Here is a 22,315-nt window from a genome sequence, read left to right as displayed (position 1 = left end):
TTAACACCCTTTAAAATTCGGAAGGTGAGAACAATTGCTGTGTACAATATTAAAGGAGGGGTTGGTAAAACCACCACCTCTATTAACATGGCCTGCTTAATGGCCAAAATGGGTTTTAGTGTACTTATTTGGGATTTAGATCCTCAGGGCGGCACCAGCTATTTTTTTAAAAGTGAAGGAGCTAATAATAATCGGTACAAACGCCTGTTCGAAAACGATATTTTAATTTATGAAGTGATCCAAACCTGCGATACCAATCATATTGATATCATTAGCAATGACAGTTCGTTTGGTGATGACGCTTTGAGTAAAGGTTCACTATTGTCGCGGCTTAATTTCGTAAACAATGCAGTAATTCAATCTTTATTAGATAAAGTAAATGACGACTATGATGTGTGTATTATTGATTGCCCACCGGGTAAATTTTTATTACACAACAATGTATTTACTGCCGCTGATTTGTTATTAATACCTAATATACCTGCACCCCTTTCATTGCATTGTTTTGAAGTGTTACAAGAAGATTTAAAAAAGTTTATAAGGGCAGATAAGAAAGTATTGAGTTTCTATAACATGGTGCAAATTCGAAAAAATCTGCATCGCCTTTATTTAGAACAAGGTGCAGGAAGGATACCGACTTTGCATCAATACATTCCTTTTTATTCTGATATTGAAAATATTAGTTTTAGTAAAAAATCTATTTTTCATCAGTTAAAAGAGGCCAAATCCATTCAATTTTATGAGGCTTTGTGGGATGAAGTGTGCGATATATGCAACTGGTCGGCATTTAAAACCAATAAGGGCAGGGTAATTGATTTCCCTGACATCCATTCTATTGCCGGGTTGGCTATAGCCGACTAATCTGTTTTGTTAGTGTTATACTTCTTTTCCGGGATATTGTGTTAATGCAACTGCCAGGCAGTCCATAGCAGCATTAATATCTGTTTTGTTCAGCACGTATGCCAATCGAACTTCTTTTTTCCCCAGTCCCGGTGTTTGATAAAAACCTCCTGCAGGTGCCAGCATAACGGTATGCCCTTTGTATTCAAAAGATTCTAATAGCCACTGACAAAATTTTTCGGCATCATCAACTGGTAATGCAGCAATTGCATAAAATGCACCGCCGGGATTAGGGCAGATAACACCGGGCATTGCCTGTAAACGTTGCACAATCAAATCGCGGCGCGACTGATATTCAGTTTTGGTTGTTTCAAAATAATTTTCAGGTAAGTCCACTGCAGCTTCACCTGCTATTTGGGCAAAAGAGGGCGGGCTTAAACGTGCTTGTGCAAATTTCATCACTGCATCTAATACTGTTTGGTTTTTTGTAACCAATGCTCCAATTCTTCCTCCGCAGGCACTATATCTTTTACTGATAGTATCCATCAACACCACATGTTCTTCAATACCTTTTAAATGCATGGCACTGATATGGGTACCTTCATAACAAAATTCGCGATAGGCTTCGTCTGAAAATAAGTACAACCCGTGTTTTAAAACCAATGCCTGTAAGGCTTCCATTTCTTCCTTGGTATATAAATAACCGGTAGGATTGTTAGGATTACAAATTAAAATGGCTTTAGTTTTTGGTGTAATTTTTGCTTCAAATGCAGCAATGGGCGGTAATGCAAAACCATTTTGTATGGACGAACTAACCGGAATTACATTTACGCCGGCAGCCACGGCAAATCCATTGTAATTGGCATAAAAGGGTTCAGGTATAATGACTTCATCTTCTGCATCTAAACAAGCCATGAATGCAAATAAAATCGCTTCACTGCCACCGGTGGTTACAATAATTTCATCTTTGGTAACGGTAATGGCTTTTCGCTGATAGTATTCTGTTAACTTTTTTCTGTAACTTTCATTTCCGGCACTATGGCTGTAAGCCAATACAGTAAAATCAGTATGTCGTACCGCATCTAAAACGGTTTTCGGTGTTTCAATATCGGGTTGCCCAATATTTAAATGATATACCTTCACTCCTTTTTGCTTTGCAATTTCCGCAAAGGGTACTAATTTTCTGATGGGGCTGGCTGGCATTGCCATGCCACGTTTACTGATGGTTAACATGGCGCAAAGATAACGTGTGTTAGTAAACAAAAAAGCCACTTCTTGCGAAATGGCCCTGTATATTTTTTTAAAAATTTCTTTATTTAGAATGTCCGCTATCTTCCACAATACCTTCAATGGTTAACACAATCGGTTCGTTTACACCGGCTAATTTAACATTCACCTTTTTGGTAAATGCGCCGGATAAAGCAGCATTGTAGGTTACTTTAATTTCTCCTGATTTGCCTTTTCCAATGGGTGCTTTTGGATATTCAGGAGTGGTACAGCCACATTCTGCAGTAGCTACTTCAATTACAACGGGTTTATTGCCTATGTTTTTAAAATGAAAAACATAAGTGGCAGGTATCCCTTTTTTTATTTTACCAAAATCGTGTTTTACGGTATTAAATTGTATCGGACTTTGTGCAAAACACATGGTTCCTGCAAGTAAAAAAAAAGCTACTAATAATTGTTTCATAATGGAATAAATTTTATTGTAAATATAAAGTGTTTAGTGTTATTGTAATTTCAGATGAAATGAATTATTTGCCTGATGCAGTTTATTGGTGAAGAACGGTGCCTGTTTGTTTGTTTTTGGTACTATCAGCAAGTTTGTTTTCCTGAAAAGTTTCTCCTTTAAAACTCACTTGTTTGCTCAGTTTATAATTGTTTAAAAAAATGCCTGCTGTTTTGTAAAAAGCACCTAAAGTATTACCATTAAAGCCCAATACAATAGCAACAGACTGACCGGGTGCAAATTTCCTGCCTCTTTCAAATTGTGGCGTGGTGCAGCCGCAAGACGGGCGAACATCATCAAGTGTTGCAGTATCCTTACCAATATTGGTAATGGTTAAGGTATATTCCGCAGGCTTACCATAAGGTATTTTTCCAAAATCAAAATTATCATTGGTAAATGAAAACTGCTTGCTGATGTCGGCATTTGTAATTTGTGTATGTGCCGTGAAAGTAACACCAGCAATTAAAAAAATGAGTAAGATGAATTTTTTCATGAATATGTGTTTAGTGTTGAAAATACAGTTGATAATTTTTGGAAGTTGAACAAATACAGGAAAAACATTTTTATTCTGCATATCAATGAATGTCGGTTATTGTAGCCTTATTGTTTGCAATTTTCATGCAACTTTTAATATGCTTGTATAATGGTGACATAAAATTATTGATAATAACAATTAAAAAAATTAAGAAACCATGAAATGATGTATTAAAATTTATTGTTAACCTGCCCAATACAGCAAAATATACATTCAAATCTTTCTATACTGGGCATACACCTTAATATTTAAAAAATAAAAAAAAGGTATTTTGTCAATTTGGCATGTATGCCAATTGTTTCCCCAATTTTGATTATCTTAACCCCATTTTACTTTGATTACTGCGAAATAAGTGGGTTACAGGTGAATACATTCCATTTACTAGACTCAGTATTGTGTAAAATTTCTGAATAATTGACAGTTGATGGGATAACAAAAACTTACGGTTGATAGTTTATTAATTTATTTTTGCTTTATGGAACAAACAATTACTGCAATTGATGCCAATGTACTTTCTTTTGAGGGATTCAGACAACAGGTACTGAATGATTTTAAATTAACTGTGATTAGTAGAGAAGCCAGTTTGTTGGGCCGCAGAGAAGTACTAACCGGTAAGGCTAAGTTTGGCATTTTTGGAGATGGAAAAGAACTGGCACAGGTAGCTATGGCGCGTTACTTTAAAGAAGGTGATTTTAGAAGTGGTTACTACCGCGACCAGACTTTCATGTTTGCAGCAGGACTGGCAACTTTAGAAGAATTTTTTTCACAGTTGTATGCAGATCCCAATATTGAACACGACCCCTTTAGTGCAGGCAGGCAAATGGTTTCGCATTTTGCTACACCCAATGTGGATGAGGCAGGTAACTGGTTAGATTTAGCCAATCGAAAAAATGTTTCATCTGATATAGCACCCACTGCAGGCCAAATGCCCCGTTCTTTAGGTTTGGCATTTGCTTCCAAATGTTTTCGAGAAATTCCAGTTTTACAATCCTACAAACATTTAAGCAAACATGGTAACGAAATTTGTTTTTGTACTATTGGTGATGCTGCTACCTCTGAGGGGTCTTTTTGGGAAACCATTAATGCTGCCGGGGTGCTTCAAGTGCCTTTAGCTATTTTTGTTTGGGATGACGGTTATGGCATTTCCGTTCCACGTGATTATCAAACTACCAAAGGTTCCATTTCAACAGCGTTGCAGGGTTTGCAAAAAGATGAGCATACCAATGGTATTCATATTTACAAAGTAAAAGCATGGGATTATGCAGGTATGTGCGAAGTGTTTGAAGCAGCATTACAAAAAGTTCGTGAAACGCATACCCCTGCCTTATTTCATGTAGAAGAAGTAACACAGCCTCAGGGACACTCTACCAGCGGCAGCCACGAACGATATAAAAGCCCTGAACGATTGGTTTGGGAAAGAGAATGGGATTGTATTAAAAAATTCAAAGAATGGATTGTGCTGAGTGAGTTAGCCACCGAAGATGAACTCAATAAAATTACGCAGGAAGCCAAATTGTTCGTGAAGGAAGCCAAAGCAAAGGCCTGGGAAAAATTGATGCAACCCATTAAACAGCAGGTGCAACAAACTGCCGAATTGTTGACTACTATAGTTGTGAATGATATGGATGTGTACCGCACCATACAAGAGAAAGTAAAAGAACTACAAACCAATGTAGAACCGCTACGAAGAGATGTTTTGCATACACTGCATACCGCAATGGAGTTAGCTCCGGCATCGCCGTCAATTGAAATGATTCAGCAATACCACCATTCACTGCTGCAAGAGGCAAAACAATTATACAATACCCATTTATACAATGAAGGCCCGGCCAGTGCTTTAAAGGTAGAAGCTGTAAAACCTTTAATTCCTTTTGATGCACCCCTTATTAACGGTTATGAAATTTTAAATAAATATTTTGATGCATTGTTTACACATCAACCTTTGGTCGTTGCATTTGGGGAAGATGTAGGAAATATAGGCGATGTGAATCAGGGCTTTGCCGGTTTGCAGGCCAAACATGGCAGTAGCCGGATTTTTGACACTGGTATTCGTGAATTAACCATTATGGGACAGGCCATTGGTTTGGCATTACGTGGTTTAAGGCCTATTGCAGAAATTCAATACATTGATTATTTACTGTATGGTTTACAAACTTTAAGTGATGATGCAGCAACAACCCATTACCGCACATTCGGACGTCAAAGCTGCCCCGTTATAGTACGTACCCGGGGCCATCGATTAGAAGGTATTTGGCACAGTGGCAGTCCTATGGGAATGATTATTCATGCACTGCGCGGATTTTATGTATGTGTACCCAGAAACATGGTACATGCAGCAGGTATGTACAATACACTGTTGCGTGGTAACGATCCCGGTATTGTGATTGAATGTTTAAACGGATATCGTTTAAAAGAAAAACTACCGGCTAATTTATTAGATTTTACTATTCCATTGGGTATACCCGATGTGATACGGCATGGAGATGATGTTACCATTGTTTCTTATGGTTCTACCTTACGAATTGTAGAAGAGGCAGCAGAACGTTTGGCTAAATTAGAGATTAGTTGTGAAGTAATAGATGTACAGACCTTATTACCATTTGATATTCATCATTCCATTGTAGCATCTCTTAAAAAAACCAATCGTATCCTATTTGTAGATGAGGATGTACCCGGAGGTGCTGCAGCATATATGTACAATCACGTAATGGAAGAACAGGGTGGATACCGTTGGGTAGATGTTGCCCCCAGAACACTTACTGCAAAAGCACACCGCCCGGCCTATGGCAGTGATGGTGATTATTTCAGCAAGCCCAATACCGAAGATGTGGTGGATATTGTATTGGCAATGATGCGGGAGTAATGTAGTTTTTAATTAATGAATGTATAATTGAAATAAAAAGAGAGGCTATACTTTAGGGGTAGCCTCTCTTTATGGTTATTATAGAGAATCAATTAGAAAATGTATCTGATTCCAAATTGCATTTGCCATCTGGATGGTAAATCAGGACTGGTTGTAAATGTACTTTTTTGAGAGGGATCGAACTGATATATAGATTTACCGGTATTATCGGTTCCTAAATAAGTAATAGGTTGATAATAACCGGTAGCGCTGGCATATTTTCTCAAACCCCAATTACTACTAATTAAATTGCCAAGATTTATAATGTCCCAACTTAATTGTATGGTTCTTTTTTTATTACCATCTTTTATAATAAAGTCTTGTAAAATACGCATATCAACTTCGCTAAACCAAGGTGTAACGCCGGCATATTTGCCTGTGTATTGTCCACGATGTTTACTTAAATATTTATCCTGTTCTATAAAAGCTTCGAGTGCGGCACCTTGTTGAGCAGCATTTTGAATATTACCAAAAGCATCAGTTAAGGGTGCAAAATTCATGTTATTGATTTCAGCTTTTGTAGGAATATACATTAAGTCATTGAAACTTGAACCATCCTGATTTACATCTCCACCATATACATAAGAAAAACGATTACCGCTTGACCAGTTGGCAAAAAATGATATGGTTGTTGCATGCTGTTTTTCTTTTCCATATTCAATTTTTTTAATCCCTGCTAATACAAAACGGTGTGTATTACCATATAATGATGGTGAACTTACTGCAATATTAGCATTCCCTATAATGGGGTTCCTATCAAATGCATCCCCTGAAATTTCAGCTGAAATGGAGCTTGCATCATTTGCTGCCAAATAATTATATGAACCAGTGAGAAATAAACCTTTTTTAAATGTATGTTGCATCTGGAAAGTTGCATTAAATGAATTGCCTACTTTTGTATTGGTAAAAACATAGGTGCCTGTGCTTCCTTTATCTGATGGATTATAGATGCTTCTATTATCACCTGTTCCAGAATTTAAATGGCCGGTAGGAGTACCTAATCCATAATCTCTAACCATCATTGCATTTACATCTTTTGTGTATGCCACATCTATTGTGAGAATAGTGCTTGGGGCTGCTTTATAATCAACACCTAAGCTTGATCTCCAAATTTGCGGCCATTTGAAATTATTGGCAGTTACATTATAGTATCCTGAAAAGGGATTGCCAATGGCATTACCGAGCCATACAAATGGAAATCTTCCTGTAAAGAAACCTGTACCACCGCGTAGTTGAACAATTTTATCACCATTTATATCCCAATTAAAACCAATTCTTGGCGACAGCAATGCAGTACCGTTAGGCATACGTGTATTATCAATGGTTTGTCCCGGCCCGTTTTTTACTGGTACACCTTCGGGATTATATAATTTTAAATTATCTGTATTGGCAACAGTTGGCGAACCACTGGTATAGCTTCCGGCAAAAGTGCCATTACTATTCATATTGGGGCTTGTATAACTTGCTTTTGATGGATAGTAAATAGGCTTATCAATCCTTAAACCATAAGTTAATTTAAAGTTTTTTGCTACTTTCCATTCATCTTGTGCATAAGCAGATAGCTGACCTACTGTTAAATAATACCATACCCATTTATCTGCTGCAGCTCTGTTTTTTGCATAAGTTACATCTACATCAAGTGGGTAGGCTCCAAAAATTACATTGCCACCAATTGGAACCTGTGTTTTGAAAGTGTTGATATCTATTGGGCTAAACAACGATGGTCCAAAACCTAACAAATTAAATGAATTACCAAACTTAAATTGTTCGTATGAAGCACCAAATGTTAATGTATGTTTTGCAAGAATTACATTGAAATTATCCGTTAATTGTAATGCATCCTGATTTAATACATTGTGAATTGAAAACGGTTCATATCCCGCCACTATATATGGAACGCCATATTTTGTAATATTTAAAACAGGAAAGGGAGTTGAAAATGCATTACGGTGATCTCTGAATAAAGTATAAACTGCCCTGAATTTATTGGCAAAAGTGCTATTGAAATTTGATTTTAATTCTAATCCAAAAGAATGTAATTTATTAACCATTTGATACCCTGAATTTCGGAATTGCAGCGTAATGGCATCAGGACCTCTTCGGTTGATGGCATTGGGATGTGCAGGTTTTTCCTGTGTAGCATCTAAGCCATTGTATGTAAACGATAATGAATGCTGGTCATTAATTACCCAGTCAATTTTAGCCAGCCATTTGTAATTAATTTGCTTTAAATTAAAACCCTGATAAGGGCCTGTAACATAACCAAAGCGATTGAATAAAATTTTGCTTACGGTATCTAAATCAGACTGTAATACCCTTGATGTTGTTAATCCGCCGGCATTAGAAGCATTTTGTGCTACATAGGCGCTGGCCTGATCTTCTCTTTGTTGAGTTTCAAAATTAACAAAGTAGAATAATTTATTTTTTTTAATGGCTCCACCTAATGAAGCACCTCCCTGAAAATCGGTTAAGGAAGGAATATTGAATTTTGTGCCTTCTACTTTATGGCCGGTTAATGTTTGGTTTCTGTAAAATCCATATACTGTACCGCCAAATTTATTGGTTCCACTTTTTGTAACAGTATTAACACCGGCCCCGGTAAAGCCGGCTTGTGTAACATCATAAGGGGCAATATTTACTTGTATTTGATCAATTGCATCTAATGATATAGGTTGGGCACCGGTTTGTCCACCCGGAGTGGGTGCATCTAATCCAAACGGATTATTAAAAACCGCACCATCTAATGAATAATTGTTGTATTGTCCGTTTCTTCCAGCAAATGAAGTGCCGTTATAGCCTTGTGAAGCAGATGGAGTTAATCTGGTAAAATCATCTGCCGATCTTGATATTGTAGGAAGCTGTCTTAATTGTCTGGAGTTAATATTTGTTGCTGCACCGGTTCTGTTTTCATTAAATATTTTTGAACTTGCTGAAGAAACTACCACATCATTCAATTGATTAATGTTGGTACTTAGTTGTACTGCAACACTTGTATTCTGACCCAGGTCAAGAAAAATATTGCTTTCTGTTTTGGCAGTATAGCCTGTATAGCTTGCTGTTACATTATACGGTCCGCCAACCCTGAGATTGGGTACTTCAAAACTTCCATCTGATTTTGTAATAATTGTTTTATTAATTCCCGCATCAGGATAAGCAATGGTTACAACTGCACCCGATAGTGGTTTACCCTTTTCATCTTTTACCGTACCACTGAGTATTGCCGTGGTAATCTGTGCTGTGAGTGTAATAGCACTTAAAATAGACAGTGCTAACAACAGCAATGGTTTCAACAATTGTTTTTTAATCATTTTGCAAGGTTTATTGAATAAAATAATGTAAAGTTAAAATTACCATTTTGTTAATTAATTTTAACTAAACTTTACTGCCTATTTCAATAATCTTGTTTTTGCAATAATTATGTGCATTGGGTGTGGAAAATATTATTATTGTTGATGCATAAAAGAAATATTGATAAAATTTTATGTTTAACTATGTTGTATTAGTAGACTAATGCCGCTACTCAATAAATCGATTTCTCCATTTTTCATCGGGTATGAAGCAGATATTTTTTTTCCCAAACCAACGGTAACGGTTTGCTGCAATATAGTTGTAAACCTTATCTCTGATGAATTTGGGAATTATCCATCCAATTGCCAACAAGTTCATTGGAAATTTTAACTCAGTGGCAACTTTTAATGCGGCGGTTGATTGGGTGTATATTTTGTTGTTTTGTAAAAGAATAAAACTGCCGAAATGTTCTAAGGGTAAGTTGTATTTTAATAAAATATTTTTCCCGAAATTACTTTGTAAAGAGGCAAATTGAAATTGTTGTTTTGAATCATTGCGCAGTACAAACAATACTGAATGGCTGCATAAATTACAAACACCATCAAAAAAAATGATAGGTTTTAATAAGTTGTGATGATTTTGCATGTTATCACTATTAACAAAAAAAGCAGGGATACGTTGTGTCATTCCTGCTTTTTTACTTTTTAGCTTTTACCCCATATTGTGAAACACTTTTGTTACATCTTCATCCTGCTCTAATCGTTCAATGAGTTTACTTACTTCTTCGGCCTGGGTATCATTTACCGGAATTGTAGTAGTAGGAATCCATTCTAATTCAGCGCTGATGGGTGTAATGCCTTTGTCTTCTAATGCTTTTTGTAATTTACCAAAATCAACAAAAGCGCATCGCAATACAATAATATTATTGCCTTCTTCATCGGTGCTTTCTCCCATTTCTTCTAAACCAAAATCAATTAGTTCTAATTCTAATGATTCAATATCCAAATTTTCGGGTTTTAATTTGAATACCCCCATTTTCTTAAACTGAAAGCTTACACTGCCACTGTTACCTAATGTTCCGCCACCTTTGTTAAAATGGCTTTTAACATTGGCAACGGTACGCACATGATTATCGGTAGCCGTTTCAACCAATAAGGCTACACCGTGCGGGCCATAACCTTCGTATAAAATTTCATCGTAATTGGTGGCCTCTTTGCCCATGGCGCGTTTAATGGCTGCTTCCACCCGGTCTTTTGGCATGTTAACACTTTTGGCGTTTTGCATGCAGCGGCGCAAAGCCGGATTGGTAGCAGGATCGGGCCCGCCGGCTTTTACGGCAATTACAATTTCTTTTCCAATGCGGGTAAATTGTTTGGCCATTCTGTCCCAACGGGCAAACATGGTGGCTTTCCTTACTTCAAAAATCCTTCCCATAATAATATTTATAAATAATAAGTAATTGAAGGCTTGTTTATAGTATGGCAGGTTGTTCATTGAACGTAACAAAGCTCCTTTTTGCAGGAACGTTGAAGTGAGTGACACAACAGGCGATGCCATGCGTACAACAGCCGGCTACAAAAAAATTGTTGGCAAATTTAGCAGTAAACGGTGGTACAACAAAAAACCCCGACGAATCGGGGTTGAATGGTATAAGGTCTTTACTATTTTTCAAAATCGGTTGCTTTGGGTAAAATATCTCCTGGTGTATTGAGTTTGCTGTGTTTGCGGCTATAAGCAAAGTATACAATAATACCCAGTGCCATCCAGGCAAACGCAACTTTTAAGGTTTCGGGATCTAAAGCTACTATCATCCCCAAACAAATAACGAATCCCAAAATAGGCACCAATGGCACCAATGGCGTTTTGAAAGGACGATGAATTTGTGGCGATTTGATGCGTAAAATCCAAACCCCCAGGCTTACCAATAAAAAGGCAAATAAGGTACCAAATGAAGTTAAATCGCCGGCTACACTACCCGGAACAAATGCAGCAAAAAGACCAACAAAAATAAATAATATCCAGTTGGCTTTATACGGGGTTTTGTATTGGGGATGTAAATCGCCAAATGCTTTTGGGATTAATCCGTCGTTACTCATGGTATAAAAAATACGGCTTTGCCCCATTAACATCACGAGAATAACAGAAGAGAAACCGGCTAAAATTGCTACCGTTACTGCAGTAGCCAGCCAGCTATAGCCTGTCATATAATGTTGAATGGCATAGGCAACGGAAGCTTCTTTTCCGGCTTTTGCAAATTCACTCCAATTGGCCACACCGGTTAGCACATGACCAAATAAAATATAGAGAATGGTACAAACCACCAGCGATCCTAATATACCAATCGGCATATCTCTTTTCGGGTTTTTAGCTTCCTGTGCAGCCGTGCTTACTGCATCAAAGCCAATGAAGGCAAAAAACACAATGGCAGCACCACCTAAAACGCCACCCCATCCATGTTTAAAATAACCACCATGGCCGGGTGCATCGGCGGGTATCAGGTAAGGGGTATGATTTTCGGGCTTAATAAAATGCCAGCCAATGGCAATAAAGGCAATTACAATGGCAACTTTTATAAATACAATAATCATATTAACGGTTGCAGATTCCTGCATACCACGAATTAATAATAAGGTCAATGCAAGCAATATCACTAAAGCCGGCAAATTGATGATGCCCCGAACACCGTTCATAGAAGTTTCGAAGGGCGAGTGGCACCATTCATATGGGATTTGCCCTCCCAGCAAATTATTCAGGTATTCGCTCCAGGCAATAGAAACGGTAGCAGCACCCAGTGCATATTCCATAATAAGTGCCCAACCAATAATCCAGGCAATTAATTCACCCATTGTAAGATAAGAGTAGGCATAAGCACTACCCGCAATGGGTATCATAGAAGCAAATTCAGCATAACATAAGCCGGCAAAAGCACAGCCAACAGCAGCTACAACAAATGATAAAGTAACGCCCGGGCCTGCGGCTTCGGCAGCTGCAGCCGCAGTTCTTACAAACAATCCTGCGCCAATAATGGCACCAATACCTAAGGCTATCAGGTTTCCGGCTCCCAGGGTTCTTTTTAAACCCGATTCACTATCGGAAGCCTGCGTCATAATGCCCTCAATTGATTTTTTTCTAAATAAACTCATGGTACAGTTGATTAGGTTTTACAATTTTCGAATTGGAAAAATAGGAATTTAATTCATTACAGCAGGTAAAACTTTATGAAACAGCGCGGAATAATTGATTTTTTGAAACAGGTGCATAAAAAATTGAAAGCAAATACTGTTCTGAAATACAAGTGTTTCTTTTGCAAAACAATCTGTAAGGAGTATTCATTATACGTGGTTTATACCTATATTGCCGCTTTGTATAACCGGTTTTGAAAAGCCTGCAATTATATTTAATAAAATAGTGCAGTATTCTGGCTGCATGCGCTGCTTAAACAGAAACACCATATGAAGAAAAACAGATTAACCCTCTATATTTTAATAGCGATGTTACTGGGTATTGGCGTTGGTTATCTGGTGCATGAAAATTCATCCCCAACCTTTATTGCTGCTTTTGCGCCAAAAGCCAATTTATTAACCACCATATTTCTGCGATTGGTGCAAATGATTATTGCCCCGCTTGTATTCAGTACACTTGTAGTGGGTATTGCCAAATTGGGTGATTTAAAAACGGTTGGAAGGGTGGGCGGTAAAGCATTGCTTTGGTTTATCTCAGCATCTTTTACCAGTTTATTATTGGGGCTTTTACTGGTTAATATTTTTAAACCCGGTACCGGTATACATTTAACGGCAGCTGATACCGGCGGTGCCAAAGATTTATTGGGTAAAACACAGTCTTTTTCTTTAGATACTTTTGTGAGCCATGTTTTCCCCAAAAGTATTATTGAGGCCATGGCTACCAATGAAATTTTACAAATTGTAATTTTTTCTATTTTCTTTGGTATAGCAACTGCTGCTTTGGGTAATACCGGAAAAATTATTATTAAAGTATTGGATGCGGTAGCGCAGGTAATTTTAAAAATGGTAGGTTATATAATGGGATTTGCACCATTGGGTGTATTTGGTGCTATTGCCGCGGTTATTGCCACCAATGGGTTAGAAGTGTTTAGGTTTTACAGTTTGTATCTCTTGTATTTTATGTTGGGTATTTTTTTGTTGTGGGCATTGTTATTAATAGTAGGGGCTATGATTTTAAAAAACCGATTGCCTGCTTTGGTACGCAGAATTGTTCAACCACTCATTATTGCTTTTAGTACCACCAGCAGCGAGGCAGTTTTTCCCAAATTAACAGAGGAACTCGAACGCTTTGGTTGTAACAATAAAATTGTTGCATTTATTCTGCCCCTGGGCTATTCCTTCAATTTAGACGGAAGTATGATGTACATGACTTTTGCCAGTTTAGCCATTGCACAGGCCTATGGTATTCATTTAGATATTGGCACCCAGCTCACCATGTTAATTGTTTTAATGTTAACCAGTAAAGGTATTGCCGGTGTGCCTCGTGCTTCTTTGGTAGTGGTTACGGCAACTTGTGCAATGTTTAACATTCCACCTGAGGGGATTGCTTTAATATTGCCAATCGATCATTTCTGTGATATGTTTAGAACGGCTACCAATGTGTTGGGAAATGCTTTGGCTACTTCAGTGGTAAGCAAATGGGAGGGGGCAATGGAATTGGAAAATACAGCTTAAAATACATTCATTTTAATTAAATAGTATGTTGTTATCTTTTGAATGGCATCAGTTATTACAACCACAGTTTTATATTGAGCATGGCGGTCTTTGGGTGCTGCTGTTTATTGTATTTGCTGAAACCGGATTATTTGTCGGATTTTTTTTACCAGGCGATAGTTTATTATTTGTTGCAGGTATTTACAGTAATATGCTAATGGCATCTTTTATCCAATCGAATAGCAGCTTTATTAATTTGGTTTTGTTGATTGTATTGATTTCGCTGGCAGGCATTTTGGGCAATGCGGCTGGTTATTGGTTTGGTAGAAAAGTAGGGCCGGCCATGTATCATTGGAAAGATAATTTTATTTTTAAACAACATTATTTACAACAGGCACACGATTTTTATGAAAAGCATGGCGGCGGTGCCATTATATTTGCCCGATTTATTCCAATTGTAAGAACATTTGCACCTATTGTAGCGGGCATTGTGGCCATGGAGCATAAAAAATTTACCTTCTTTAATATTGTAGGATGCGTAGCCTGGGTAATTGCAATGGTAGCAGGTGGACATTATTTAGACAGGTTTTTTATTGTAAACTATCAGTTTGATATTAAAAAGCATTTAGAAATTATTGTGCTGGCTATTGTTTTGGTAACCACTGCACCAGTATTAATTAAATTGTTTTTGGGTAAACGAAGAAAGCAATAGCTAAAACTGCTGTTCAGGATGTTTTTACAGCTTCTTTTATTCGTTTTGCATCAACCTTTCTCCATTTTATTTATATTCATGCCTTTAAAAATTAGATTGAAACAATCGGTATGAATCAAAAGCAATATGGCATCCTGTCATTACCCGTTATTATAGGCGCATTAGGTTATTTTGTAGATATTTATGATTTGCTCTTATTCAGCATTATACGTGTTCCTTCTTTAAAATCATTGGGTTTAACCGATGCTCAGATTGCAGGCGATGGGTTGTTTATCTTAAACATTCAAATGATTGGGCTGTTGCTGGGCGGCATATTATGGGGTGTTTTGGGCGATAAAAAAGGAAGACTTAAAGTTTTATTTGCTTCCATTATATTATACTCTATTGGAAATATTGCCAACGGGTTTGTACAAACGGTACACCAATATGCATTGGTGCGCTTTATTTCCGGTATTGGTTTGGCCGGTGAATTGGGAGCAGGTATAACATTAGTAAGTGAATTATTGCCTAAAGAAAAAAGAGGGTTAGGCACATCAATGGTTGCAGGCATTGGTTTAACCGGTGCTGTATTTGCATTTTTTATTAAAGAAATGTTTGAATGGCGTACCTGTTATTTTATTGGCGGCGGTTTGGGGCTGTTATTATTGTTATTGCGGGTGGGTGTTTTAGAGTCGGGTATGTTTCAATCACTGCAACATAAAAATGTACGCAAGGGCGATTTTTTTATGTTGTTCTTGAAACGAAAATATTTTCTAAAATACATGAAGGCCATTTTAATAGGATTACCCACCTGGTATGTGATTGGTATACTTATTAGCTTTTCAAAAGAGTTTGGAGCGCACATGCAAATTGAGGGTACTGTAGATCCGGGGAAAGCAGTAATGTATGCGTATGTGGCCATTTCAATTGGAGATGTACTGGTAGGCTTTTTAAGCCAGGCATTACAAAGCAGAAAAAAAGCGGTGTTTATTTTTTATGGTATTACGGCCATTTCAATTGTATGGTTTTTTAATCTGCATGGGCAATCGGTAAACATGCTGTATTTGGTAGCTGCTATTTTAGGTTTCGGAACGGGCTTCTGGGCTATTTTTGTAACCATGGCAGCAGAACAGTTTGGTACCAATATTCGTGCAACAGTGGCAACAACGGTACCCAATATGGTAAGAGGTTCATTGGTATTAGTTTCTTTGCTATTTACAGGATTACAATCATATACCGATTATTTAAAAAGTGCCTGGATAACAGGAATTGTTGTAATGCTTATTGCTGTATTGGCTGCCTGGTATACTGAAGAAACTTTTCATAAAGATTTGAATTATGTAGAAGTGGATGAGGTATTGCCATAGCCGGGCAATTTCCTGATAAAGTATATCTTCCGTCAATACAGCATCGTTACAACTGATGGGCGATTGAAAATAGGTGGCCTGTAACATTATTGATTTCTAAAAACTTTGTATGAAGTTGTTGGTGATTCGTTTTTCTTCAATTGGAGATATTGTATTAACCACGCCGGCTATACGTTGTCTGAAGCAACAACTACCCAATGTTGAAATTCATTTTTTGAGTAAACTTCAGTTTAAAGCGGTTACAGAAGCCAATCCATACATCGATCAATTTCATTATTACAATGGCAATTTATCTGCCCTAACCAAAACTTTGAAAGCTGAGCAGTTTGATTATGTAATTGACTTTCATAAAAACTTTCGTTCTTATAAAATTCGTTGGGCTTTGCGTACCAAAGTATTGGCTTATCGAAAACTGAGTGTACAAAAATTTTTACTAACCCGATTTCACATTAACTTAATGCCGGGTAGGCACATATCACTACGTTGTTTAGATGCTTTAGCACCTTTGGGGGTTACTGATGATGGGAGGGGGTTAGATTATTTTATACCATTGCATGCAACACTAAAGCTAGGCGATTTACCGGTATCGCATAGTGCCGGTTATATTGCCATTGTAATTGGAGCATCGTATTTTACCAAGAAGTTGCCTTTGGAAAAACTGCAAGAATTGTGTGCTGCCATCAACTACCCCATTGTATTGGTAGGGGGAAAAGAAGATGCTACGATGGGTGCGGCCATAGCTACTGTTGATGATATTAAAGTTTATAATGCCTGTGGAAAATTTTCTTTACATGAATCTGCCGATATTGTTCGCCATTCCAATCTGGTGATTTCGCATGATACCGGTTTACAATATATTGCCTGTGCATTTCAAAAAAAAGTATTGGCCATTTGGGGTGGTACTTCGCCAGCATTAGATGTGGAACCTTATTACGGAACCGGTTACGTAAATGAAGCATTGCATCATTTGTACCATAACTATGTGGTACCAAATTTAGCTTGTCAGCCCTGTTCAAATTACGGTACTACAACCTGCCCTAAAAAGCATTTTCATTGTATGCAATGGCAGGATGTGGATCAAATAGCAAAGGATGCGTTGGCAATGGTTACAAAAAAATAAGCCCTGCTATTAAAACAGGGCTCATTACGAAGGTATATTGATCATTACAATGTTTTCAGCACATCATTCATGCCTCTAACAGCGGCGGCACTTTTTGCAAATGCTGCTTTTTCATCTTCATTTAATTCAAAATCCAGAATTTTTTCCCAGCCATTTTTTCCAATGATTACGGGTACGCCCATGCAAATATCTTTTTGGCCATATTCGCCATCTAAATAAACACAACTGGTAATTAATTTTTTCTCATCGCGTACAATGCTCTCTACCATAGCTGCACAGGCAGCGCCGGGTGCATACCAGGCCGATGTACCAATTAATTTGGTTAATGTAGCACCGCCCACCATCGTATCATTAATAATTTGTTGTTGCTGTTCGGCAGATAAAAATTTGGTAACAGGTACACTGTTCCAGGTTGCTAAACGAATCAATGGAATCATAGTGGTATCACCGTGTCCGCCCACTACCACTGCATTTAAATCAGCAGGGCTGCAGCCTAAGTGCTGGCTTAACTGATAACGGAAACGGGAGCTGTCTAATGCGCCGCCCATTCCGATTACGCGGTGTTTAGGTAATCCGGTAGCCTGCAATGTTAAATAAGTCATGGTATCCATTGGGTTGGATATGATGATGAAAATTGCATTGGGTGAATATTTTAAGATGTTTTCTGCAACACCTTTTACAATGCCTGCATTTACACCAATCAATTCTTCTCTTGTCATACCGGGTTTACGCGGTAAACCTGAAGTAATTACCACCACATCCGAATGGGCAGTTTTTGAATAATCATTGGTGCTGCCGCTAATGCGGGTATCAAAACCCAGTAAAGCTGCAGTTTGCATCATGTCTTGTGCTTTCCCTTCGGCAATGCCTTCCTTAATGTCTAATAAAACCAGTTCATGGCAAAGTTCTTTTCTGGCAATATTATCGGCACATGTTGCACCAACGGCACCTGCACCTACAACGGTAATTTTCATAAAAACATATTTAATAATTAGTGAATAAATTTATTTCAAAAACCTATTATTATCCAAATGGGATAGCTATTATTTTAAGGTAAGCTTTCAAAATTTTTATTGTAAGGCTTCCATTATTTCCTGAGGTGAAGCGCCCTGTCTGAATTCTTTTACAAACTTACCATGCTTATTATATAAGGCAATAAAAGGGGTAAATTCTACTTTATAAAATGCGGGTATAAAATATTGGGGATCTCTTCCTGCAACCATATTTTTATATTTACTCAGGCCATAATCAAAATAAAATTTTTTAATATCATCAAAAGGGTGGTAGCTAACCCAAACAAAAAATATGTTGGAAAGACTATCCATTTTTTTGTTGAGTTCTTTTGCCTCATATTGGCAATGGCCACAATCGGGGCTGAAGTAAATAATGGCAACCGGAATGTTTTTAGGAAGGGAACGATTGGTAAACCAGGTACTGTCTGTACTTAAAATCTGAAAGGAAGGAATGGTTGGATTTTTTAAATAGGCTGGTAAACTGTCATTATTTGTTTGTGCATTTGTGAGGAAGGGAAGCCAGCAAATAATGGCGCAAGCGATGAATATGTGCTTCATGTTGTATAGTAATTTAACTTGTTTTGAAATGAAACAATTTACAAACCGTAAATGCGGCATAAAGATACGAATACGTTTTTTGATGACGGTTTTAAAACACAAAATTAATTGAGAAAATACCTGCATATTGTTAAAATAGAGGAATTGTTTTGTTGGTGGGAAATTAGGCTATAGCATAAAAAAACCTGTCGAAATCAGCTGATTCGAGCAGGTTCTGAACAACGAAAATACGCTTCTGTTTTTACCCTTTGTGCGTCATGTTTTGTCTGTGAATTTGTCTGTCGGCGCGCTTAACAGGATGTTTTACGCCTTCGGCCTGTAATTGTTTTCTGTCCTGATTCATATCTTTTTTATCAGAGCGAATGTCTTTACCTAAAGCATTTGCTTTTGCTTTATTCCCATTTTCTAAGGCTTCTGCACGTTGCCTTTTGTCTTTTCTAATATCACGCACATCATGACGCATGTCTTTCATGCCTGATTTTACTGCAGGATTTTGAGTAGGAGTGCTGGTGGTAGCTCCGGTTTGTGCCATTGCTGCAATGGTGAAAAATAAACCGCTTGTTAAAAGGAAAACTGTTTTTTTCATGAGTTTCATTTTTTATTTTTTTATAGATGGTGTATAATAACAGACCAATAGCGGATGAAGAAGTTTATTTAGCCGGTAAAATAATTTTAAAAAAGAATGTTAAGTATTGAATTGGTGGTAGTAGCTAGGGTATGGGGAAATTGAGTGAACCAATATTTTATGGAACGAATTGAAAGAGGGCGTAAGATATATTCTATTTTTTTTGTGCAGCTTCTATCATGCGCATTTCTTTGGCATCCTGTAAAAATTCAGATGCAAAAATAAAATTATTGAGTAACTGGTCTTTGCTGAAAATGATGTCTTTATTACTGCCTTCCCACTGTTTGCGGCCATTATGGAGATAAATAATATGGTCGCCAATTTCCATTACACTATTCATATCGTGTGTTACCACAATGGTTGTGGTATTAAATTCATGTGTAATATCTTTAATGAGTTTATCAATCAGTAAAGAAGTTTGCGGATCTAGTCCTGAGTTGGGTTCATCGCAAAATAAATATTTCGGATTGAGTACGATGGCTCTGGCAATACCTACTCTTTTCTTCATACCACCACTTAATTCAGCCGGAAATTTTTGATTGGATCCGGATAAGTTTACCCTTTCCAGCACTTCATTCACCCGTTTTTGTTTTTCTGTCATGGAAAGTTTACTGAACATATCGAGTGGAAAACGTACATTTTCTTCTACAGTTTTTGAATCGAATAGTGCCGAGCCCTGAAACAGCATGCCAATTTGTTGCCGGAGTATTTTTTTCTCATGTTTGTTCATGGTCAGCATACTTTCACCGCTGTATAAAACATCGCCTGAGTCGGGTGTAAAAAGCCCCACAATACATTTGGTCAAAACCGTTTTACCACTACCACTGGTGCCGATAATGAGGTTACATTTGCCAGCCTCCATGGTAGCACTGATGTCTTCCAAAATGGTTTTATCTCCGAATGTTTTTTTTATGTGGCTAATTTCAATCATATCATATTATGCTAAGCTACAGAACTTCTATTTGGTTCTTCAATAAATCCTGCCAGCTGTCTCTTTTTCTAATTAAATGCGTTTCCCCATTTAATACTAATACTTCGGCGGGCTTAAATCTGCTATTAAAGTTACTGCTCATTTCAAAACCATAAGCGCCGGCATTGTAAAACACTAAAAAATCACCTTCTCTGGTTTCATTTAATAAACGGTTCCATGCAAAAGTATCGGTTTCGCAAATATTACCTACAACTGAATAGTGTATATGTTTACCGTTTGGATTGCTGATATTTTGAATGCGATGATAGGCATCATAAAACATGGGGCGTATTAAATGATTAAAGCCACTGTTTACGCTTACAAATGTAGTAGCAGAAGTGGGTTTCAGTACATTTACCTGTGTAATGAAATATCCTGCTTCACTTACCAGATATTTACCTGGTTCAAACCAAACCTCTAACGGTTTGCCATTTGGGTTGGGGTGCGCCGAAAATGCTCTTTTTACTTCTTTAGCCAGTAGTTCAATATTAGTGCCTTCTTCGTTTTCTTTGTAAGGTACTTTAAAGCCCCCACCCAGGTCAATGTATGTTAAGTGGTTAAATTTTGGAATTAAATCAAACAGCACGGTAATGCCTTGCACAAATACCGAAACATCTTTTATTTCGCTGCCGGTATGTATGTGCAACCCTTTAATGATAAGGTTGTATTGCTGAATAATGTTTAAAATTTCTGCTATTTGGTCAACCGGTATGCCAAACTTGCTTTTATCGTGTCCGGTAGATATTTTTAAATTGCCTCCTGCCAGAATATTGGGGCGTAACCGGATACCAACGGGGTAGGTATTGCCGTATTTTTTGCCAAATTTTTCTAAGTTGGAAATGCTGTCAATATTAATGTGCACGCCTTCTTGAACGGCTGCCTCAATTTCGTCAAAGGCTATACCGTTAGAGGTATATAAAATTCTGTTAGGCGGAATACCTGCATATAGTGCCAATTGCACTTCATTAATTGAACTGCAATCCATATTGCAACCCAAATTGCCAATGTATTTTAAGATACTGATATTGGTTAATGCTTTGCAGGCATAAAAAAAACGGGTATTGGTTTCTTGAAATGCATGGGTTAGTTGTTGGTACTGTGCCTCAATTTTTTCTGCATGATACACATAAACCGGTGTGCCATAATCATGTGCTATGGCTAATAAAGTTTCGTTACTGAGTGGCTGCATGCTGCGAAGATACAGCTTGAAAAAATAGATTGAGGATGATAGAAATGTTTATTCAGGAGAATTTTCCGGTTCAATCAAATCCTCGTTCGCTTCGTTTTCAGAACTGATACTGTCATCCACTAAAAGTTCACCCTGCGCATTTACAACAATGTTGCTGCTGTTATCTTCCTCATTTGATTGGGTGGCACTCATAAAATCTTCCGGTTTAATAACGGTGGCATCAACAGCCTGCTCAGCCAATACTTCTTTTATTTTAGGTAAATCATCAGGTGAGTTTATGCCAAAATAATCCATGAAATTTTTAGAAGTGGTGTATAACAAAGGTTTACCGGGCAATTCTTCATTTCGGCCGCTTATTAATATTAATTCTTTTTCTAATAATTTTTGAACACTGTAATCGCTGTTTACACCGCGAATGGTTTCAATTTCTCCTTTTGTAATAGGTTGTTTATAAGCAATAATGGCTAATGTTTCCAAAGCTGCATTGGAAAGGCGTTTTAAAAATTTATCTCCATTTAGTTGTACAACTGTTTTGTGAAATGCTTTTTTGGTTAGAAATTGCCATCCACCGCCACTTTCAATTACTTCAAAGGGGTAAAATTCTGATTTGTATTTTTCGGTAATACCTTGAAGCGCCATTTGTATCTGTTCCAGATTAATTCTTTCTTCCATAAAACCAAAAGCATTATTAATCAGCTCTACCATTTCGGAAACTGTCAGTGGTTTTTCGCTGGCAAAAATCAATGCCTCAATATGTGGTATAATAGCACTTAATTCCACTGTTATGTTGCTTAAGGAGTTACTAAAATAGG

19 protein-coding genes are annotated in these 22,315 nt (G+C 37.4%); 6 read left to right on the top strand and 13 right to left on the bottom strand.

The genetic code is table 11. From position 1 onward, the window contains the following. Window positions 1–24: 24 nt before the first annotated feature. Window positions 25–861 carry a ParA family protein gene (locus EO766_RS10305; RefSeq protein WP_074418040.1) on the top strand — a complete coding sequence of 279 codons (837 nt, stop codon included), beginning with the start codon at window positions 25–27 and terminating at the stop codon, window positions 859–861. 15 nt (window positions 862–876) lie between these two features. Here EO766_RS10305 and EO766_RS10300 read toward each other — a convergent pair whose 3' ends face one another. The 3 genes from EO766_RS10300 to EO766_RS10290 form a co-directional block, all read right to left on the bottom strand. Beyond that, window positions 877–2,073, bottom strand: a complete 1,197-nt coding sequence (locus EO766_RS10300) for a pyridoxal phosphate-dependent aminotransferase (protein WP_074418039.1) — start codon at window positions 2,071–2,073, stop codon at window positions 877–879. Between the two features lie 79 nt (window positions 2,074–2,152). Continuing rightward, window positions 2,153–2,530, bottom strand: a complete 378-nt coding sequence (locus tag EO766_RS10295) for a DUF1573 domain-containing protein (protein WP_074418038.1) — start codon at window positions 2,528–2,530, stop codon at window positions 2,153–2,155. Window positions 2,531–2,612: 82 nt separating this feature from the next. Next, on the bottom strand, window positions 2,613–3,062 hold the full coding sequence (locus EO766_RS10290) for a DUF1573 domain-containing protein (protein ID WP_176712996.1): 450 nt from the start codon (window positions 3,060–3,062) through the stop codon (window positions 2,613–2,615). A gap of 517 nt (window positions 3,063–3,579) precedes the next feature. Between EO766_RS10290 and EO766_RS10285 the strand changes: the two genes are divergently transcribed. After that, window positions 3,580–5,967 carry an alpha-ketoacid dehydrogenase subunit alpha/beta gene (locus tag EO766_RS10285; protein WP_074418036.1) on the top strand — a complete coding sequence of 796 codons (2,388 nt, stop codon included), beginning with the start codon at window positions 3,580–3,582 and terminating at the stop codon, window positions 5,965–5,967. Between the two features lie 92 nt (window positions 5,968–6,059). Here the strand turns inward: EO766_RS10285 and EO766_RS10280 are convergent, their stop codons facing one another. From EO766_RS10280 to EO766_RS10265, 4 genes are all read right to left on the bottom strand, one after another. Further along, a complete protein-coding gene (locus tag EO766_RS10280) occupies window positions 6,060–9,314 on the bottom strand; it encodes a TonB-dependent receptor (protein WP_074418035.1) in 3,255 nt (1,084 codons plus the stop codon). Between the two features lie 208 nt (window positions 9,315–9,522). Further along, window positions 9,523–9,981, bottom strand: coding sequence for a thiol-disulfide oxidoreductase DCC family protein (locus EO766_RS10275; RefSeq protein ID WP_228733151.1), 459 nt, complete (start codon window positions 9,979–9,981; stop codon window positions 9,523–9,525). A 24-nt stretch (window positions 9,982–10,005) separates the two neighbouring features. Then, window positions 10,006–10,728, bottom strand: coding sequence for a YebC/PmpR family DNA-binding transcriptional regulator (locus tag EO766_RS10270; RefSeq protein WP_074418043.1), 723 nt, complete (start codon window positions 10,726–10,728; stop codon window positions 10,006–10,008). Window positions 10,729–10,955: 227 nt separating this feature from the next. Continuing rightward, window positions 10,956–12,437, bottom strand: coding sequence for an APC family permease (locus EO766_RS10265; RefSeq protein ID WP_287100987.1), 1,482 nt, complete (start codon window positions 12,435–12,437; stop codon window positions 10,956–10,958). A gap of 309 nt (window positions 12,438–12,746) precedes the next feature. Here EO766_RS10265 and EO766_RS10260 point away from each other — a divergent pair, with 309 nt between their 5' ends. The 4 genes from EO766_RS10260 to EO766_RS10245 all read left to right on the top strand — a co-directional run bounded on the left by EO766_RS10260 (window position 12,747) and on the right by EO766_RS10245 (window position 17,148). Next, complete coding sequence (locus EO766_RS10260) at window positions 12,747–13,991, top strand: dicarboxylate/amino acid:cation symporter (protein ID WP_074420728.1); 1,245 nt, start codon at window positions 12,747–12,749, stop codon at window positions 13,989–13,991. A 25-nt stretch (window positions 13,992–14,016) separates the two neighbouring features. Then, a complete protein-coding gene (locus tag EO766_RS10255) occupies window positions 14,017–14,682 on the top strand; it encodes a DedA family protein (RefSeq protein ID WP_074418031.1) in 666 nt (221 codons plus the stop codon). A 110-nt stretch (window positions 14,683–14,792) separates the two neighbouring features. Next, a complete protein-coding gene (locus EO766_RS10250; protein ID WP_074418030.1) occupies window positions 14,793–16,028 on the top strand; it encodes an MFS transporter in 1,236 nt (411 codons plus the stop codon). Window positions 16,029–16,137: 109 nt separating this feature from the next. After that, window positions 16,138–17,148: a glycosyltransferase family 9 protein gene (locus EO766_RS10245; RefSeq protein ID WP_074420727.1), complete on the top strand. Its 1,011-nt coding sequence runs from the start codon at window positions 16,138–16,140 to the stop codon at window positions 17,146–17,148. Window positions 17,149–17,192: 44 nt separating this feature from the next. Here the strand turns inward: EO766_RS10245 and mdh are convergent, their stop codons facing one another. From mdh to scpB, 6 genes are all read right to left on the bottom strand, one after another. Further along, on the bottom strand, window positions 17,193–18,122 hold the full coding sequence (mdh, locus tag EO766_RS10240) for a malate dehydrogenase (RefSeq protein WP_074418028.1): 930 nt from the start codon (window positions 18,120–18,122) through the stop codon (window positions 17,193–17,195). A gap of 96 nt (window positions 18,123–18,218) precedes the next feature. Beyond that, the gene (locus EO766_RS10235; RefSeq protein WP_143439135.1) at window positions 18,219–18,719 is read right to left on the bottom strand and encodes a TlpA family protein disulfide reductase; all 501 of its coding nucleotides are present in this window, start codon (window positions 18,717–18,719) and stop codon (window positions 18,219–18,221) included. A 241-nt stretch (window positions 18,720–18,960) separates the two neighbouring features. Continuing rightward, complete coding sequence (locus EO766_RS10230; protein ID WP_143439134.1) at window positions 18,961–19,305, bottom strand: hypothetical protein; 345 nt, start codon at window positions 19,303–19,305, stop codon at window positions 18,961–18,963. A 193-nt stretch (window positions 19,306–19,498) separates the two neighbouring features. Continuing rightward, window positions 19,499–20,275, bottom strand: a complete 777-nt coding sequence (locus EO766_RS10225; protein WP_074418557.1) for an ABC transporter ATP-binding protein — start codon at window positions 20,273–20,275, stop codon at window positions 19,499–19,501. 16 nt (window positions 20,276–20,291) lie between these two features. Further along, entirely contained in the window at window positions 20,292–21,503 is a 1,212-nt protein-coding gene (lysA, locus tag EO766_RS10220) for a diaminopimelate decarboxylase (protein ID WP_074419407.1), read from the bottom strand. Between the two features lie 48 nt (window positions 21,504–21,551). Next, on the bottom strand, window positions 21,552–22,283 hold the full coding sequence (gene scpB / locus EO766_RS10215; RefSeq protein WP_081298673.1) for an SMC-Scp complex subunit ScpB: 732 nt from the start codon (window positions 22,281–22,283) through the stop codon (window positions 21,552–21,554). Window positions 22,284–22,315: the final 32 nt, after the last annotated feature.

The sequence above is a fragment of the Hydrotalea sp. AMD genome (assembly GCF_004100315.1).
GTDB classification, from domain to species: Bacteria; Bacteroidota; Bacteroidia; order Chitinophagales; family Chitinophagaceae; genus Hydrotalea; species Hydrotalea flava.
This window is presented reverse-complemented; position numbering and strand designations above follow the sequence as displayed.